This window comes from Kiloniella majae, from assembly GCF_002118315.1.
Lineage (GTDB): Bacteria > Pseudomonadota > Alphaproteobacteria > Kiloniellales > Kiloniellaceae > Kiloniella > Kiloniella majae.
Window position 1 is genome coordinate 1,234,903 of record NZ_MTSZ01000001.1, and the last position, 17,718, is coordinate 1,252,620.

Genomic DNA, 17,718 nt, shown 5'->3' on the forward strand with positions numbered 1-17,718 from the left:
GGATTTCGTAATAATCCCGCCTAGATCGATAGCGCTTATCCTTGTGTTGGACATTGATGTCTCCAAAAGTGCGGCGAAGAGCTAGATTGATCCAGGTATAGCCTTCACCATGCTTTTAAAGGAACTTTCCTGCATGACTCAGTTTTCCGAGCTCAATCTGATTGAGCCGCTTCAACGTGCTATCGACGCACAAGGTTTCACCACGCCTACAGCTATTCAGTCCAAGACTATTCCTGCCCTAATGGAAGGCAGAGATGTCATTGGTCTTTCCCAAACAGGTGGTGGTAAAACAGCAGCCTTCGTTCTTCCCCTTCTACAGCGTTTGTTTGAACGAAATGAGCGCTATGTTGCCAACCATCCCCAGGCTTTGATTCTTGCACCAACGCGTGAAATCGCTATGCAGATCGGCCACGTCCTTCGTGGTCTGTCCAAGTTTTTGCCGATCCGTTACACAACGGTTACTGGTGGCGCCCCAATGTTCCCACAGTTCCGCGACCTTAACCGCGGCGTGCATATTCTTGTGGCAACACCTGGCCGTCTGATTGACCACGTAAAGCGTGGATCAGTTAAATTCGATCACACAACAACACTTATTCTCGATGAAGCAGATCGCATGCTCGATCTTGGCTTCTCAGATGAAGTGGTTGAGATCGCAAACAGCTTGCCAACCGAACACCAGACCGTTCTTTTCTCTGCAACGATGCCAAAATCTGTTGATCGTCTGATCACACAGCTTTTGAAAGATCCAGTTCGTATCGAAACAGCAAAAGAATCAACAACCGCCGCAAACGTTACCCAGCGTGCGTTCTATGTTCACGGCGGACAGAAGCAAGCTCTTCTAAGTCACATTCTGGACAAACATCCGGGTGAGCGCGTTCTTGTTTTCATGCAGACGAAAGCAGAATGCGACCGTTGGTCCGATGCCCTTCGCGAAGACGGTCGTCGAGTGGATGCAATTCACGGTGACAAGCAGCAGCGCATTAGAACCAAGGTGATGAATAAATTCCGTCGCGGCGATATTGATGTGCTTGTTGCTACTGATGTTGCTGCCCGCGGTATCGACGTACAGGGTATTAAGGTTGTCGTGAATATCGACCTGCCGACTGACCCGGAAAACTATGTGCACCGTATTGGCCGTACAGGTCGTGCAGAAGCCACGGGTGATGCCTACTCATTCTGCTCGCCAAAAGAAATCGGCACCCTGAAACGCATTGAAAAATCTATCCGTCAGGATATCACCGTTGAAAAGGATCATCCTTTCCACGTTGAAATCAGCAAGCGCGATGCTAATTCCCAAAAACCAAACAACCGTCGTGGCCGGAACTTTGGCAAACCAGGTGGCAACCGTGGTCGCGGTGGACCTGGCGGCCGTAGTGGTCCGGGACGTGGTCGTGCCGCAGGTAACGGCAATGGTGGCTTCGGTGGTCGACAGGCTCAAAATGCCAATGGCGAGAACAGATCCCAGAAGAAATTCACCAAGCGTCAAGCAGCATAAAGCTCGCTTCGCAATAATTATACAAAAAGAAAGGCTGCCCATTCCGGCAGCCTTTCTTTTTGTCGTTTAAACTTGGATTCAGTAAAACTTCTGCACGAATTAAAGATTAATAAAATCTGTGAACGTCACAACCATGTTTACTGTTTCATCATCATCTGACAGCGGAAGCAGAATAGCATCGCCCTGCCACAAATTCGGGATATCTGATGGAACACCTTCGCGATCATAAACCGGGCATTTCTTTTCCGATACGATGCGATAGTTTGTCAGAACGTCTTCCACAGTAGTCCCAAAACTGCCATCAGCAACAGTCCGCCCGGTCGGATCAAATCCCCGAGCTTCAACTTCCTTGGTGCCAACAAGACGATAGGTAAAATCAAGCGGCTTTCGCTTAACATCAACCAGGATCATACTCGCCAGAAATGACTTCATCTCGACCGGATCAAGATCAGCACGCGAAGGCATAGAGCGGCCTTTACGCTTTGAATCCCAATATTCATAGAACGTCCGAATACTTTCCGGACAGGAGTCCAGAAAATCCAATGTTGTCAATCTGTCGTATTTCGGTTTCATTCCAAAAACTGGCCCACTAATTGGCTCTGCAACGGCAGAATGCCATCCTGTTTCATTTCTTAGCCCTGTTACATTCTTTTGCATGCAACTAAACCATTATCTTTATGAACGAATGCGAGTAAAAAATTACAACGACCTGTCTCGCTTATTGTAAATATATATTTACATATAGTGTTCATAGCTATTCGCAATAGTACCTAGAGAATAATTTCCCATTAGAACAGCAAAAATTGCGAGAATGATAAGACATTGAAATAATAGGAATATCGCGGTAAACCTATAACGTTAATTCATCTCTGGGTAGATTACGCATGTCGCAAAAAACTCCACTTCTTTACAGCTTTAGACGCTGCCCCTATGCCATGCGGGCCAGACTCGGTTTACAAAGCAGCCACCAATTTTGTGAGCTAAGAGAAATTGTTTTACGCGACAAACCTTCGGAAATGCTTGAGGCATCACCAAAAGGTACAGTCCCCGTTTTGGTACTGTCCAACGGTGATGTTCTGGAAGAAAGCCTAGATATTATGCTCTGGGCTCTCAACCAACATGATCCGGAGAACTGGCTAACTCCTGAAATCGGCACATTCGATGAAATGCTGGTTCTGATTCATCGCTGCGAGAGCGAGTTCAAAGGGCATCTGGATCGATATAAATACGCCCCACGTTACGAAGAAGATGTTGACCCGATAGCGCACCGCACGCAGGCTGAAAACTTCTTGGGCGAGCTAGACAAGTTACTCGCAAAAAATTCATTTCTATTTGGAGGGCAAAGATCACTGGCCGACATGGCCATTGCACCTTTTATCAGGCAATTCGCCAATGTTGATCGTGCATGGTTTGACCAAACTGACTATCCACACCTAAAATCCTGGCTATATGAATTTCTCGACTCTTCTCGCTTTAAAGCTACTTTGAAAAAATATCCCGTCTGGGCTACAGGTGATCCCGTCACCTACTTCCCGGAACAGCCCATCCCTTAAACGATACGAGCTCACTCCCGCAGGCTTCCTTAGGCAATATCATGTTAAAAATTACCAACACTATCCAGATTGCCCCGGAAGAACTTGAAGAGACCTTCATCAGGGCCTCTGGCTCTGGTGGTCAGAACGTCAACAAAGTATCCACAGCGGTACAATTGAGATTTAACGCAAAAAATAGCTCGGCTATTTCGAGTTTTGTTTTCAACCGCTTAAAGAGCATTGCAAGCCACCTGATGACACAAGATGGCGAGATCCTTATTACAGCAAACAGCCACCGTACTCAGGAACGAAACCGTCAGGATGCCCGTGACAGACTTGCTGATTTAATCAAAAAGGCCACAGTACAACAGAAATCACGTCGACCGACCAAACCTTCCAAATCAGCAAAAACAAAGCGAACGGATAAAAAAAAGCAGCGCGGCGAAATTAAAAAAGGTCGAGGACGAGTTTCAAAGTCAGATTACTAAAGATCACCGACCTTCCTAATTCTGTTGATGATAAAGCATCTAATATTGAGGCCTAATATTGAGAATGAGTACATTGCATAACAGGCATCGACTGTGCCCTTGATTTTCATAAGCGCCCATTACTCAAGACAGACCTATACACTTACCGACACAAAACCTACTTCACGAGTTTTATCTATACGGGCTCTATCTGTAATGAGGGCCAATTCTTTTCAGGTTCTTGGCAAACTCGCGATGCTCTTTAACATTTTTAGGACCGTGAACCCGTTTGGTGCTAGCAGGATGATCCCCCAACCACCACGGGGCTTTCCATGCCGTTGCCGGGCGAACCGGCCTTGTTGTAAACCCACCACCACAATTTGGGCATACATTTTCAAAAACGCCATGTGCACAATCATTGCAGAACGTACATTCAAAAGAACAGATCTGAGCATCTTGTGATTCCGGGGGAAGATCTTTATCACAGTGTTCACAGGAAGGACGTAACTCCAACATCACCTACTCCGTTATTTACCAACAACTGATAAAGAAACCATACCCGAGCCGACAGCCTTCACAAGGCAAATGACACGCCCTATCCTGGCAAAATTCTATCAGAATCTGCCACTTACTTTTCAGCCCTCAATGGTCATTGGCACAAAAGTCGTTGCTTTTACGCGGGAAACAGCAATTGATGTCTGGAAACGCCTTACATTACTGTCATTAAAAAAGAAACGATGCGTGAAAGCTTCGTAATCTTTCATATTCTTTGCAATAACAATTAATACAAAATCAGAGCCACCTGCCACACAATAACAATGCTGAACCTGGGGCTCTTTTTTGGCTCTTCGTTTAAAAGCATCCGTTTCATCAATACGGTCTCGTTCTAGGTCCACCGAAATAACCGCGGTCACTTCATAACCAACAGCTTCGGGATCAACGATCGCATTTTCCGACTGTATAATACCACTTTCCCGCAAGCGTTTTAAACGTCGCTGTACCGACGCAGTTGAAGCATGCGCCTTTTCTGACAGGACGGCTATTGGCGTTCGCGCATCTACCTGAAGCTCTTCTAAAATCCTCTTATCAACATCATCCATCACATTACGATCACTATAATTAAAAATAAGATCTTAATAAATCATACTAAAGAATTTATTGATACATAAAAATCACCCCTCATTGTTACTGTCGTCGATCCAACAAACATTTTTTGGTTATCTAATGAAACAAGGTTTTTTAAGTATTCTTCCACTCGCTGCCGGTGCTGCAGCCTATGGATTTGCCTTTGGCGTTATCGCAGCACAGCTCGATTTCCCGTGGTGGGGCATCGCAATAATGAGTGCTTCGGTACATGCAGGCTCTTCACAAATTGTTGCCGTTGAACAGTTTGCATCGGAAGGTTTTGTGATCGGTGCCGTCCTGGCCGGCTTAGCGCTTAACATGCGATACTTAGGCATTATCGCCTCACTCAATAGCGTCCTCAAAGAGGTCCCGTTGTTTCAACGTCTGTTCGCCATTCACATCACAAGTGATGAAAATTGGGCCCTAACCTTTGCCAAGCGCGCAAAAGATCCATCCATCGGTGCCCCCTTTCTGATCGGGTCTGGCTTAACGATGTTTGTGACCTGGATTATCTCAACAACTGGGGGGGCGTTGTTAGGACAATCTATTCCCAACCTTGTTGATTACGGTCTTGGTTTTGCCTTCACAGCCGCTTTCATAGCCATGGCACGTGCAATGTGGCGCAACAAGCAAGATACTCTGCCATGGGTCATAACATTCGTTGTTACCATCCTTCTGATCAAGCTTTCTCTGGGCAGTGCCTTCGCCATTATAGCCGGCAGTATCGCAGGTGTTATCACAACAGGGCTCACACAACAGATAAGCAAAAAGGCTGCAGCATGACTGATGCACAATGGTTCCTGATCGGAACACTGGCTTTAGGAGCCTATTCAATTCGCTTTCTGGGACTGGTAAGCGGACAACTCATCAGCGACAACAAACATCTTAGCAAATTTCTAGCTGATCTACCTGGCTGCCTGATCGTCGCTCTCATTGCCTCCTCCCTTGCCGGGGCTGATCCCATCACTTGGACAGCAGCAGCTATCGCCTTTGTTGTTGCTTTAATTTCCAATCATGTCGTCATAACGATGATATTTGGCTTCATCGCCATCTTTGCTTTGAAGCACTTTTTTATCTAGCTGACAGATCTGTTTCTCATTCAACTGAAACCAGTAATGACTGAAACTGATCCTTTAAATATCCAGCGCCATAAGAGTCTCACCCTGTAGAGAGATAGCCCCCAGTTTATCGTAAAATTTACGAGCTGGGGGATTACCCTTCCAGACTGTCCACATCAGCAATTCACAATCATTATACCGACCGATACGACGTAATTCTTCTATCATTGCCTGGCCAACACCTTGGGAACGCCAATCTTGGCGCACAAATAGATCAGTCATAAAAATCATGCCCTGAAAGCTATCTGCCCAAAATCCATAGCTAAAAATTGCATAGCCCAGAACGTCACTGTTCTTCTCAGCGATCAGCGCAGAAAAAAGCGGTTTTGTCCCAAAGCCATGTTTTATGAGTTTGGCAAGATTAACTTCTGCATCAAACGGTGCCCGTACCTCCCCCAACCCAGAGAGATAGTCCGCAAATTCTTCAGCCATTTTCACAATTTTTGGCATGTCATCTTGCTCAGCAAACCGAATAACAATATCCGCGTCCATCATTTTATTCGTCCCCATCCCCCGCCAAAAAGCGCCTTTTCTGTTACTTCTGTGGAAAAAGATAGCTTTCTACGCAAATTTTACAGTATGATTTATGTAATTGATCTGTTTCTGTTCGGTTATTACAAACTATGCCACCAAAGAACTGCGTTTCAAACGATTGGCACAACAAAAGGAAAGGCTTTCTCTTTTTCTGTTTGAGTATTTTTATATCTCTTGCTTCAATAACAGAAACTTTAGCCGCTCCCAAAACTATCAAAATCGGTATTACACACTTCCCCCCATTTTATGTTGTCGAACATGACCATCCCCTAAAGGGTCTTGGTCTGGATCTCATATCCGCCATGAACGATGCTCAGTCTGATTATAAATTCGAAGTTATTGAAGCGAGCCCACGCCGCCGCCACGATATGTTTCAAAAGGGGTTATATGACGTTTCCCTATTCGATCATTTAGATTGGGGCTGGAATCCTGAAACCGTTGAGATCACCAAGGTTTATCTAAAGGGTGGAGAACGCTATATCAGTTCAAATAAAGCACAAGAAAAGCCAGACTTTTTCCAAAACATTTCGTCAAAAAAAATTGGCGCCATCCTTGGATACCATTACCGGTTCGCTGAATTTGAAACTGATCCACAGGAACTGAACAAACGCTTTGACATAAACCTGGTCGCCAATCAGGAACAAATCATCAAACAAGTCCTGTCAAACCGTATCGAAGTCGGTGTCATCTCTGAAACATTCCTGAAGAAATACCTGAGGGAAAACAAAGAAAATGCAGACAGGATTACGATCTCTGAAAATTACGATCAGGAATATAACTTTGTTGGCATTGTCAGAAAAAATGCCCCGATCTCGGCTCTAACCCTGGAAAGAATTATCGGCTCCGTCACCAGCAATCCAGAATACAAATGGATCGCCGTTAAGTACGGTATAAAGTGGCATCATTAAAGTTTGTGATAATCCCGGAGCTTTTCGTAATCACCCTCTCGAAGATATTCAAACAAGGTACGTCGCTCTTCTTCCCCAACCCCTGCAGCCTCCAGAGCTGACGCACCCAGCCTCAAACTCGCTTCCACTGTTTCAGGGATCGCGTGAGAAGCACCAAGCTCCGTAAAGTGATCCGCATCCGGCCAATCCCTGACCCGAACGTGTAACGGTACATCTGGGTAAAGCCGCTTCATTGTGCGCACAACCCCTTCGGCGGCTTTGTAGTTATCCAGCGTTATTACAACCAGTCGTGCACGGCCTGCCCCCACTGATTTTAAAATCTCCGGACGGCTGGCATCCCCAAACAATACATTATAGCCAAGGCGGCGACCCTCAGCGACTTTCTTTGCGTCCATATCAATTGCGACAGTCGAGACATCAACCTTCCGTAGCATCCCGGCAATCACTTCGCCTACTCGTCCAAATCCGGCGACAATAACGGGGCGTTCTGGTACTGGTTCAGAAACTTCCATGGCGTCTGATGCTGGGGATTTGAGCCATTCTGCGAGTAGCTCGCCGACCTTAACCATCATAGGCGTTGTTACCATGCTCAAGACAATAATAGCGATCAACGTCTCCATCATGTCTTCCGGTAACAGACCCAGGCTATCCCCAAGGGTAAATAGTACAAACCCGAACTCCCCGGCCTGAGAGAGCAAAAACCCACACTTAACAGCAATCGCCAAAGGCGTTTTCCAGATCTTCGCCAGAACAATAATCACCAGAGCCTTAATTGTAATAAGGGCAAGAGCTCCAAGGATAACGATTTCCAGATTGGCAAAGACTGATTCCGGCACAAACGACATGCCTACACTCATAAAAAACAGCCCGAGCAACAGGCCGCGAAATGGCATTACATCAGCTTCAATCTGCTGTTTATACTCTGATTCAGAGAGCAAAACGCCGGCGATAAAAGCCCCCATCGCCATGGAAAGCCCGACCAACTCCATGATCCAGGCAAAACCAAGCACGAGTAAAAGAGCCGTAGCAACAAAAACATCACTGTTTTTACTGTGCGCTATGGCGTGCAGCATCGGGTTAATCGCATAACGCCCGGCAATAAGAACCGAAATAAAGATGCCCACTGATTGTAAAAGCGCAAACCCCATAGACACAGAGAAACGCATCTCACCAAAAGACAACAGGGGCAAAAGGATCAATAAGGGAACAACGGCAAGATCCTGGAAAAGAAGAATAGAAAAGCTGGTCCGCCCCCAATGACTGGTTGTTTGGTGCTGATCTGCCAATATCTGAACACCAAAAGCTGTCGATGAAAGCGCCAATCCAAAGCCAATAACCAGCGCCGTTTCTCGCGCGATACCAAAAGCAAAATAACTCAGGGCAGCGATGAGCAAACCCGAAACTGCGACCTGAAGCCCCCCCAGACCGAATACCAGCTTGCGCAAGACCCAGAGGCGTTGTGGTTTGATTTCGATCCCGATTAAGAAGAGAAGGAAAACGACACCGAACTCGCCGATATGACGCATATAATCAGCATCATTTACAAGGCCAAGGCCCGCAGGGCCAATGAAAGCACCAGCTGCGAGATATCCAAGAACAGATCCAAGACCCAATCGACTAAACAACAAAACCGCAATTACGGATGCTGCCAGCAACGATATGATCTCGATCATTCTTCTCCCCTTCTCCCGATTTAAATTTACTTGATGTAAATTTCCTCGGTGCAAATTTTCCAAGCGTAAATCAGTTCGTTTTTTTATCGTGGACTAAAACGCTTTTCATCTGAATTTCTTCCAGCATACAACCAGAATGAATATATATGGTTAATTTTTCAGAATCCGACGCTTGATCTTTCATCGACAATCTTAACACAATGAGTTTCAGCAAACCTTTGACCTAGCTCATCAAGATCGCCAAAATCACGACTCAATAATACCTGCCCTCCTAGTTTTTACTACCCAATTTTCCAGTGAGTACTTTTATGTCACATAGCTTTTCCAAGTCTCAAATCGTCCGCAAGCCTGCGATAAAATCAAATGGCGGTATTGTTGCTGCCCAGCACATTAAAGCAGCAGAAATAGGCGTAGAGATTCTCGAGCAAGGAGGAGATGCTATTGATGCTGCTGTTGCTGTCTCTTTTGCGATGGGCGTTCTTGAGCCCTGGATGAGCGGCCCAGCAGGCGGAGGCGCTATGATGATATGGCGCGAGGCAGAGCAAAAATCCTACGCCCTCACCTATGGCATGAAGTCACCAAAATCTCTGGATATTAATGCCTTTCCTTTATCAGCAGACGGGAAAGCCGCTGACCTCTTCCCTTGGCGCGCTGTAGAAGGAGATCTTAACGTACAGGGACCTCTTTCCATCGCCGTTCCGGGTACTGTCGCTGGTGCCGGAAAAGCCCATAGCGCTTTTGGCAAAATGCCCTGGAAAGACCTGATGCAACCTGCCATCAAAGAAGCAAAATCAGGACTGCTCGTTGATTGGTATGCAGCTTTGATTATAGCCTCGGCCACTCAAGCTTTATCCAAAGATCCAGATGCAGCAGTAACATTTTTGGAAAACGGGCAATGGCCAACGATCGCAGGTTGGACAGCCTTATCAGAAAAACGCATAGATCAGTCTTTACTTGCCAGTACTCTCACTCATTTGGCTGAGCAAGGTCCCGAAGACTTCTATAAAGGCGATATAGCCGCATCTATGGTAAAAGACATTCAAGACAAAGGCGGATTTCTGTCTTTGGATGACCTTGCCTCCTATGCCATTGAATTCAAAGATCCTCTGATTATTCCCTATAGAGACAGTCGCATATTCGCGACACCGACACTTACAGCAGGTCCGACGCTCGCGGATACTTTAAGCCAGATGGAAAATATGTTTACGCCGGACAATTTCCCAGATGCGAAAAGTTTCAGCGCCTATGCCGAAGCTTTGAGTAAAGCATATGAAAGACGATTGGCAACAATGGGGGACCAAGATGCCCCTCATGCCCCGTCTTGCACCACACATTTTTCCATTGTTGATCGACACGGCAATATGGTCTCCATGACCCAAACACTGCTGTCACTTTTCGGATCGCGGGTTATCTCACCAAGTACCGGATTACTCATGAACAATGGCATCATGTGGTTTGATCCGGAACAAGGGCATCCCAATTCTCTCGCGCCCAACAAACGCTGTCTGATGAATGTCTGCCCAGTGATAGGAGAACAGCGAATCGATGAACGAAGCACAGGAAATCAAATCCATCGGCGTTTTGCGATCGGAGCTTCAGGCGGACGAAAAATCATGCCAGCGGTTATGCAGCTTTCTTCTTTCATGACAGACCATAATATGGACCTAGAAGAGGCTTTCCACCATCCCAGAATGGATGTTTCCGGCGGTGATAGCATTATTGCGGATGAAGACCTCGCCCCGGAAATTATTACTGAGTTATCCAAAAAACACGACGTCACAACAACAAAACGAACCGTTTTCCCCTACACCTTTGCCTGTCCGGCTGGCGTTTCCAGAGAAGACGGAATGAATTCCGGGTGTACAGAAATCATGTCACCCTGGGGCGATGCTGTTGCCGAAGGAGACACCGAATAATGGTAACGCGTGACGCTGTCATAAAGCGGGCTGAAAACTATTTTGACAATGGTCCGTTTCTCATCGATCTGGAATGTCTGATCGCAGTTGAAACCGAGAGTCAAAACCCGGATCAACGATCAGAACTTTATCGATACCTCCGCGAAGCGATAACGCCGCTCTTAAGCAAACTGGACATCAAGAGCAACATATACGAAAACCCTGATCCTGCTGGGGGCCCCTTTCTGGTCGGAGAACGATTGGAATCTCCGGACCTGCCAACGGTTCTCACCTATGGTCACGGCGATGTTATTCGTGCGCAAACGGATCAATGGCAGGAAGGGTTACACCCCTTCAGAGTCGTAACCCAAGGCGAAAAAATCTATGGCCGGGGAACTGCGGACAACAAAGGGCAGCACCTCATCAATCTCGCCGCCCTGAAATGCCTACTCGATGAACGAGGTTCATTGGGCTTTAACCTGAAAGTCGTTATAGAGACGTCCGAAGAAACGGGTTCCGCTGGCCTTGCCCAATTTTTTGAAAGTCACAAAGATCTTTTGAAAGCAGATGTCCTGATTGCATCTGACGGCCCCAGACTTCAGCCAGATACCCCAACCCTTTTCATGGGAACGCGTGGTGCCATTAATTTTGATCTCAGTGTTAACTTACGAGACGGTGCGAACCACTCCGGCAACTGGGGCGGATTGCTCGCCGACCCTGCGATAATACTATCTCATGCCATCGCGACCATCACAGATGCCAGAGGACAGATCCAAATCCCTGAATGGCGACCGACAAGCCTGACAGAGGGTATCAAGGATACATTGAAAGATCTGCCCATAGATGGTGGCCCGGAAATCAATCACTACTGGGGGGAAGAAGGGTTAGATCCGGCACAGCGTGCTTTTGGCTGGAATTCCTTTGCTGTACTTGCCATGAAAAGTGGCGTACCCGAAGCCCCGGTTAATGCTATTGCTGGTCATGCAAGCGCCCATTGCCAACTCCGGTTTGTGGTTGGGACCGACACAGATGACATTTTACCCGCGCTCCGCAGGCACCTCGATAAAGCTGGCTTCTCATCTGTTGAAATTATTCCAAGCAAAGAAGCATTTTTCCAAGCAACCCGCCTTGATCCTGATCATCCATGGGTAACGTTTGCCGCAAGATCCATTCAAAAAACAAGTGGCAAGCCACCACACATACTGCCTAATCTCGCAGGGTCACTCCCCAACGAAACTTTTAGTGAAATTCTAGGACTTCCGACAGTATGGGTGCCTCATTCCTATGGAGGCTGTTCTCAACATGCCCCAAACGAACACTTACTCGAGCCAATCGTTAGAGATGGCCTAAGAAATATGGCGGGACTTTTCTGGGACATCGCAGAAGAAGGCAAGAATACTAACTGATTTTTTCCTCTGTTCTCGGCCAAATGTCTGTGCGCGCAAACTTGTAATCCGTGGTTCTTGGATCATTAGGATAAGGCCCGTCGACACTGGCATAGAGAATTTCCGACGCGACAGGAACAAAAGCATCATAAAAATGGTTGGTGGACTTTATAACCAAAATCTTTTTTGACTGGGGATCGACACCAAGGTTTCGGAACAGGCTTGGATCAAAGCTCTGACTGCGATTGGAATTGAGGATGACAGTAATACCGAGGTAATCAATTGCAACGCTATCCCCCAGCGGGACAATAGATGTGCCAAAATCCTGCGTTGCATTCAGAACAATTTTGAGAACCGTCACTTCAGCGTCTATGGGAGAACCTGCTGTATCCGACATCTTGCTTCCAAAACGCAGTTTGAGCTTAGCGCCCTCACCTGCTGAGATACACGTTTTTACAGCCATTGGATCCCAGATTGTACCAACCGCCGCATCAAAGGCTTTCTGTCCAACCAACGTACGAAGTAGAATTGTTGAATCACCCGGAACGCCACCGCCAGGATTATCCCAGACATCAGCAATAACAACTGGGCCACTTTCAGCAGCCTTAGCGCGTTCGACCGCCTCTGCTGGCGATAAAAATTCTGGACGTGTCGCCCCCCGAAATGAAAACAGTTCCTGGCTTAGATCAGCAGCAAGTGATGGAGCACTATCCTGTGCCTGTTCAGCAACAACCAGTATCTTTGTCCCCATATCCGGAACATCTCCGGCCATGAAACCATGGATAACGGAAACAGACAAAATGCCCTTTTGACCTTCAAGGTCTTTGATCTTGTCCACAAAGCTGCGCATTGGTTCTCGGCTTGTCGGCAGGACCTCGATCATATTACAATCAGCCACATGGAGTTCGGGGAAAATCTCTCCTCGTACCGTTCGCGCAACCAGATCAACACAATCTTCGGCGCACTCAACAAAATCCGTATGAGGGAACTCTTTGAAAGCAACAAGAATATCAGCATTCTTGGTACGTTTTTGCGAAAGATGACTATGCGGATCAAGTGTAGCCCCGATAACAACATCCAGACCAACAATTTCCCGAACGGCTTCGAGCAGTACGCCCTCACAATCCTGGCAATTCTGAGCTACCATTGCCCCGTGCAACCCAAGAACAACAGCATCAACAGGTAGAGCTGATCGTAATTGATCCAGAACTTCTTCTCTTAAGCTATCCCAAGTTTTTGCATTTACAATGCCTCCCGGCTCTGCCCAGGTTGCCGTGCCTTCCACAAGTTCCCAGCCTTCTTCCTGTGCTTTGCGACGACACACTGGAAAAACAGCACTACAGAGCGTCGGCGTTTCAGGGTGTTCACCAGGCGCCGCATAGAAGCTTTCCTTAAAATCATTCAGATCGGCACGCAGAGGAGAGAAGGTATTTGTCTCGGTTGCAATTGATGCGCAAAATATTCGCACAAGAAGTCCTCATAAATTAATCGTATAAATATTCTAAAAGAAAGCCCGAGGGAGAAACTTCTCCCTCGGATCAGGTAGGCAATTATTTGAGATAATTACGAGTATTAGCTTTACCCAGTTCTTCCTGGAAAAGATCCAAAAGCGTAACGCCTTTCTCACCAAGAGTTTCTTCTACGTGTTTCAAGACCACAGGCTGCGCCGCAGACTTAAACTGATCACGAGATTCAGCTGATAGAGCTGTGACTTCAATTTTGTCTTTCAAACCCGCCAAACCACGATCAGAAGCTTCAATTACCCGGCTCAAACCACGGCTGGCAACCACACAGGAGTTGGCAGCATAATTCAAAACACGTTGTTCATCTGCAGTAAGATCATCCCAGAAGGTCTTTGAAACCATAAAGGTATAAGGCGCAAAAAGATGATTGGTCAGGGTCATATATTTCTGAACTTCAGAGAACTTGGCAAAAGAGATAATCGGCACCGGGTTCATTTGTCCGTCGATCACACCTGTCTGCAGACCAGAATACACCTCGCCCCACGCCAAAGGATAGGCTTCCCCACCAAGAGATTGAATAATTTTCTGGTGAGACGGCAAGGTCATTGTGCGCACACGAATTCCCTTGAAATCTTCAAGATTTTTAATTGGATGCTTCGAGTTTGTAACCGCAAAGAATCCACCTGTGTCGGGGAACCCGAGAACCTTAACGCCGCTGACCGTTTCTTCGATATCTCTGGAAAGTTCCGCACCAAAGGGACCATCAAACACATCATATGTTGCAGCATTATGATCAAAAGCAAACGCGAGGTTCAAAACATCAATACGCGGATAGTAGGACGAGATTGCTCCTGTGGAGGTTAGCGTCGCCTGAATCACATTATCACGTACCAACTGAACATGTTCTTTGGCAGAGCCAAGCTGGTTGGAAGGATAGACTTCCACCTCAATAGAGCCGTTGGTATCAGCCTCAACAATATTGGCAAAAACGGCTGTACAGGCATGTGCCGGATTTTCAAACGGGTCCATTTTATTGTCATGACCGAACTTGAGGACTTTAGGTCCCGCCATTGCGCCGGTAACACTTGAACAAAGCAGAGCACCCACAGCAACAGAAGTCGCCACTTTTTTCAGTAACTTCATTTTACGTCTCCCTATATTTATTTCTTTTTTCAAACTTGCGTCTGTTGTTTCTATGAAGTGAAGGAGCAGTCGCCACTCCTCATCTCGCTGGGATCAGGCAAATCCCAGTAATCGTGGAAGGGCCAAGGCCAGATCCTCCCAAAAAGCAAAAATGAACAGAATAATGACTTCGGCGATCAAGAAGGGCCAAAGCTTTGCTGCGATGCGCTCTAGCCGTTCTCCTGTCACCGAAGACAAGACAAAGAGGCAGGCACCAACCGGCGGCGTCATCAAGGATATGTTCAAGGCAAGAATAAAAATTATCCCGGCATGAATAGGTTCCAGGCCAATTTGTTCCGTTAACGGCACAAGAACCGGGGCCAACAAGATCAGAATCGCGGTGATATCCATCACCATACCAATCGCCAAGAGCAGGACGATTACCAAAGCAATAATGATGTAAGGGTTGTCCGAAATAGACAGAATAGCTTCGGCAATTTCTTGTGGGATGCGGTTAAAACTCATCCACCATCCCAGAATTGCAGCAAAAGCAATGATAACAAAAATCACCCCCGTAATTCGGGCCGTGCGGATCAACATTCCAATAAAATCAGGAACCGTAATTGCCCGATAGACGACAACACCGATAAACAACGCATAACCAACGGCAATGGAAGCTGCTTCTGTCGGCGTAACAATACCTCCCAGGATGCCACCAAGGATGATAACTGGCATAAAAAGTGCCAATATCGACGATTTGAAGATCTGCACCAGCTCTCTAAAACTGGACCTTGCCTCTGCTTCGGGAAGATTGTTTGCCTTAACACCAACAGCAATGACAATCATGCATACAAGACAAATCAATAATCCAGGAAGAATTCCTGCGGCAAATAATCCTCCGATAGAGACCCCCATCAAAGAACCATAAACAACCATCAAACCAGACGGTGGAATAGTCGGTCCGATAATGGATCCCGCCGCTGTTACTGCACAGGCATAATCCCGACTATACCCCCGCTTGACCATTGCAGGGACAAGCGTTCGGCCAAAAGCCGCAGCATCTGCTGTTGCGGCCCCAGTCAAACCAGCGAAGAAGACTGAAGCAAGCATATTGGTATGCGCTAATCCACCTCGAAAGTGTCCAACCAACGCCTGCGCCAAAGTCACCAGACGATGTGTAATCCCCGTATGGTTCATAATTTCACCAGCAAGGATAAAGAAAGGCATGGCCAGGAAAGGAAAGATGTTTAACCCATTGAACATCTTGCTCGGTGCCAGCGCAAAAAAAGCACCACCCCCCATATCAATAAGTCCAATAATACCGGCAAGTCCCAGAGCGAAGCCGATCGGCATGCCAATCAAAACCAGAACAACAAAAGCAATACCAACAATCATTGAACTGCTCCTGCACCAGACGGCAAGCCATCATTAGAATCGGTCATTACCTCGCCCTGATCTCTGAGGGCCACCAACAGAACCTGTAGCGCAGCTATGGCAGAGGAAACCGGTATCGCCGCAAAAGGAATTGCCAAGGTCATGCCGAAAATCATTGCTTGGCGCGTGCTGCCGCCGACAGTGAAATCAATGCCGTACCAGCATAAAAAAGCGAACAAAGCAAAGGTCATAACATCAACAAGAATGAGGAGAGGTCTGCGAAAAATCTGGGGCAACCGGTCAATTAAAATGGAAAGACCAATATGTTCTCTGCGGGCGATACCCGCCGAAATAGCAAGGAGTGCCGCCCAAATCATAAGGTAACGAGCCAAAACTTCTGGCCAGGGCAATTGCCAATGGAAAAGATATCTATCAACAACACCCAACCATACATCCAGGACCAATAACAGCATCAGCACAGCAACAATGCGCTCAACAATCCAATTTAGTCTTGTGCTGGCTTTTGCGGCGAAAGCTCTCATCACTCCTCCCAGAAATGTAATTTAACTACATTTACTGTTCAGAATCGGCTCTTGTAAAGTAAAATTACGTAAATAAACTTCATAAATTAGTATTTTGACGTAATTTTAGGTATACATTTTAGTTAAATCATCAAAAATCATTGTTTTTGTAATTTAACTACGTAGTATGAATTTATACCACGTTTAAACGCATAAGGATGCTCAATTGGCTGCTACTTTTGATTTAATCACAAAAATAAAAAAAATGGATGGTAGCTTTAAAGCCAGGGAACAACAGGTTGCCACTTACGTTCTTAATAATCTAGAAAGCGTTAGCCAAGTCAGCGTGAACTCACTGGCGAAGTTTTGCGATGTCAGCGAACCAACTGTCATTCGCTTTTGCAGAAAACTTGGCTGCGACGGCTTCAAGGACTTTAAAATACAATTGGCGCAAAACGTTGCTGTCAGTATGCAATATTTATCCCGAACGGATAAACCTACGACGTCAACTGACAGTACAATTGATCAAGTTCTTGATGCCCTTATCTCAACAACCGAGGTCGCCAAAGATCAAATAAATCACGACGAAATATCCAGAGCTGTCGATGCCCTGACCCGAACAAAAACACTCATTTTCTGTGGCGTAGGTGGCGGATCGACAACAGTCGCTTTTGATGCCGCCAACAGATTTTTTAGACTTGGTATCACCGCCCTGTCTTTAAATGATGCATATCTTCTCAGAATGCACGCTGCCACTCTTGGCCCTGACGACCTTATGTTCTTTATTTCCTCAACAGGCACCCCGAGAGCTTTGATTGACACAGCCAAAATCGCCAATCAATACGGCGCCACAACCGTGTGTCTGACAAAGCCAAATTCAGAGCTTTCCCAAGTCTGCACCATCACCGTTGGCATGGAACTTCCCGAAGATCCGGATATATACAAACCCACAGCGTCACGTCTGGTCTTTCTGGCTGTCATCGATATTTTGGCCGCGTCTGTCGCCCGCAAGATGCCCGAAAAAACCAAAGAAAAGCTACGCCGTATCAGAGCATCCCTCACTGCCCTGCATGGCAATACAGACCCACAGCCAATTGGGGATTAAG

18 protein-coding genes are annotated in these 17,718 nt (G+C 46.6%); 9 read left to right on the forward strand and 9 right to left on the reverse strand.

Annotated features, from left to right (window positions below; translation table 11 throughout):
• The first annotated feature begins 133 nt into the window (after positions 1–133).
• Positions 134–1,495, forward strand: a complete 1,362-nt coding sequence (locus BKB51_RS05800; RefSeq protein WP_218043955.1) for a DEAD/DEAH box helicase — start codon at positions 134–136, stop codon at positions 1,493–1,495.
• Between the two features lie 99 nt (positions 1,496–1,594).
• On the opposite strand, the gene BKB51_RS05805 is transcribed toward BKB51_RS05800, so the two are convergent.
• Entirely contained in the window at positions 1,595–2,152 is a 558-nt protein-coding gene (locus tag BKB51_RS05805) for a PAS domain-containing protein (protein ID WP_085900103.1), read from the reverse strand.
• A gap of 227 nt (positions 2,153–2,379) precedes the next feature.
• Here BKB51_RS05805 and BKB51_RS05810 point away from each other — a divergent pair, with 227 nt between their 5' ends.
• Together BKB51_RS05810 and arfB are read left to right on the forward strand one after the other, a co-directional pair.
• The gene (locus BKB51_RS05810; protein ID WP_085900104.1) at positions 2,380–3,048 is read left to right on the forward strand and encodes a glutathione S-transferase; all 669 of its coding nucleotides are present in this window, start codon (positions 2,380–2,382) and stop codon (positions 3,046–3,048) included.
• 41 nt (positions 3,049–3,089) lie between these two features.
• A complete protein-coding gene (gene arfB / locus BKB51_RS05815) occupies positions 3,090–3,515 on the forward strand; it encodes an alternative ribosome rescue aminoacyl-tRNA hydrolase ArfB (RefSeq protein WP_085900105.1) in 426 nt (141 codons plus the stop codon).
• 186 nt (positions 3,516–3,701) lie between these two features.
• Here arfB and BKB51_RS05820 read toward each other — a convergent pair whose 3' ends face one another.
• Both BKB51_RS05820 and BKB51_RS05825 read right to left on the reverse strand, forming a co-directional pair.
• Positions 3,702–4,010 carry a DUF1272 domain-containing protein gene (locus BKB51_RS05820; protein ID WP_085900106.1) on the reverse strand — a complete coding sequence of 103 codons (309 nt, stop codon included), beginning with the start codon at positions 4,008–4,010 and terminating at the stop codon, positions 3,702–3,704.
• Between the two features lie 119 nt (positions 4,011–4,129).
• The gene (locus BKB51_RS05825) at positions 4,130–4,594 is read right to left on the reverse strand and encodes an Lrp/AsnC family transcriptional regulator (RefSeq protein ID WP_085900107.1); all 465 of its coding nucleotides are present in this window, start codon (positions 4,592–4,594) and stop codon (positions 4,130–4,132) included.
• 124 nt (positions 4,595–4,718) lie between these two features.
• Between BKB51_RS05825 and BKB51_RS05830 the strand changes: the two genes are divergently transcribed.
• Positions 4,719–5,402 carry an AzlC family ABC transporter permease gene (locus tag BKB51_RS05830; RefSeq protein ID WP_085900108.1) on the forward strand — a complete coding sequence of 228 codons (684 nt, stop codon included), beginning with the start codon at positions 4,719–4,721 and terminating at the stop codon, positions 5,400–5,402.
• Positions 5,399–5,698 carry an AzlD domain-containing protein gene (locus tag BKB51_RS05835; protein ID WP_085900109.1) on the forward strand — a complete coding sequence of 100 codons (300 nt, stop codon included), beginning with the start codon at positions 5,399–5,401 and terminating at the stop codon, positions 5,696–5,698. The genes BKB51_RS05830 and BKB51_RS05835 overlap by 4 nt, the downstream gene beginning before the upstream one ends.
• 54 nt (positions 5,699–5,752) lie before the next feature.
• Here the strand turns inward: BKB51_RS05835 and BKB51_RS05840 are convergent, their stop codons facing one another.
• Positions 5,753–6,232: a GNAT family N-acetyltransferase gene (locus BKB51_RS05840; protein WP_158090157.1), complete on the reverse strand. Its 480-nt coding sequence runs from the start codon at positions 6,230–6,232 to the stop codon at positions 5,753–5,755.
• A gap of 194 nt (positions 6,233–6,426) precedes the next feature.
• On the opposite strand from BKB51_RS05840, the gene BKB51_RS05845 reads away from it, so the two are divergent.
• Positions 6,427–7,179 carry a substrate-binding periplasmic protein gene (locus tag BKB51_RS05845; RefSeq protein WP_158090158.1) on the forward strand — a complete coding sequence of 251 codons (753 nt, stop codon included), beginning with the start codon at positions 6,427–6,429 and terminating at the stop codon, positions 7,177–7,179.
• On the opposite strand, the gene BKB51_RS05850 is transcribed toward BKB51_RS05845, so the two are convergent.
• Complete coding sequence (locus BKB51_RS05850) at positions 7,176–8,852, reverse strand: monovalent cation:proton antiporter-2 (CPA2) family protein (RefSeq protein WP_085900112.1); 1,677 nt, start codon at positions 8,850–8,852, stop codon at positions 7,176–7,178. The two genes, BKB51_RS05845 and BKB51_RS05850, sit on opposite strands and share 4 nt — an antisense overlap.
• 308 nt (positions 8,853–9,160) lie before the next feature.
• On the opposite strand from BKB51_RS05850, the gene BKB51_RS05855 reads away from it, so the two are divergent.
• Positions 9,161–10,768, forward strand: a complete 1,608-nt coding sequence (locus BKB51_RS05855) for a gamma-glutamyltransferase family protein (protein ID WP_085900113.1) — start codon at positions 9,161–9,163, stop codon at positions 10,766–10,768.
• Positions 10,768–12,153, forward strand: a complete 1,386-nt coding sequence (locus BKB51_RS05860) for a M20 family metallopeptidase (RefSeq protein WP_085900114.1) — start codon at positions 10,768–10,770, stop codon at positions 12,151–12,153. The genes BKB51_RS05855 and BKB51_RS05860 overlap by 1 nt, the downstream gene beginning before the upstream one ends.
• On the opposite strand, the gene BKB51_RS05865 is transcribed toward BKB51_RS05860, so the two are convergent.
• The 4 genes from BKB51_RS05865 to BKB51_RS05880 form a co-directional block, all read right to left on the reverse strand.
• On the reverse strand, positions 12,146–13,600 hold the full coding sequence (locus tag BKB51_RS05865) for a M81 family metallopeptidase (RefSeq protein WP_085900115.1): 1,455 nt from the start codon (positions 13,598–13,600) through the stop codon (positions 12,146–12,148). The genes BKB51_RS05860 and BKB51_RS05865 overlap by 8 nt on opposite strands.
• A gap of 82 nt (positions 13,601–13,682) precedes the next feature.
• On the reverse strand, positions 13,683–14,738 hold the full coding sequence (locus BKB51_RS05870) for a TRAP transporter substrate-binding protein (RefSeq protein ID WP_085900116.1): 1,056 nt from the start codon (positions 14,736–14,738) through the stop codon (positions 13,683–13,685).
• Between the two features lie 93 nt (positions 14,739–14,831).
• Complete coding sequence (locus BKB51_RS05875; RefSeq protein WP_085900117.1) at positions 14,832–16,112, reverse strand: TRAP transporter large permease; 1,281 nt, start codon at positions 16,110–16,112, stop codon at positions 14,832–14,834.
• Positions 16,109–16,633, reverse strand: a complete 525-nt coding sequence (locus BKB51_RS05880) for a TRAP transporter small permease (protein ID WP_085900118.1) — start codon at positions 16,631–16,633, stop codon at positions 16,109–16,111. The genes BKB51_RS05875 and BKB51_RS05880 overlap by 4 nt, the downstream gene beginning before the upstream one ends.
• A 205-nt stretch (positions 16,634–16,838) precedes the next feature.
• Between BKB51_RS05880 and BKB51_RS05885 the strand changes: the two genes are divergently transcribed.
• A complete protein-coding gene (locus tag BKB51_RS05885; RefSeq protein ID WP_085900119.1) occupies positions 16,839–17,717 on the forward strand; it encodes a MurR/RpiR family transcriptional regulator in 879 nt (292 codons plus the stop codon).
• The last annotated feature ends 1 nt before the right edge of the window (position 17,718 follow it).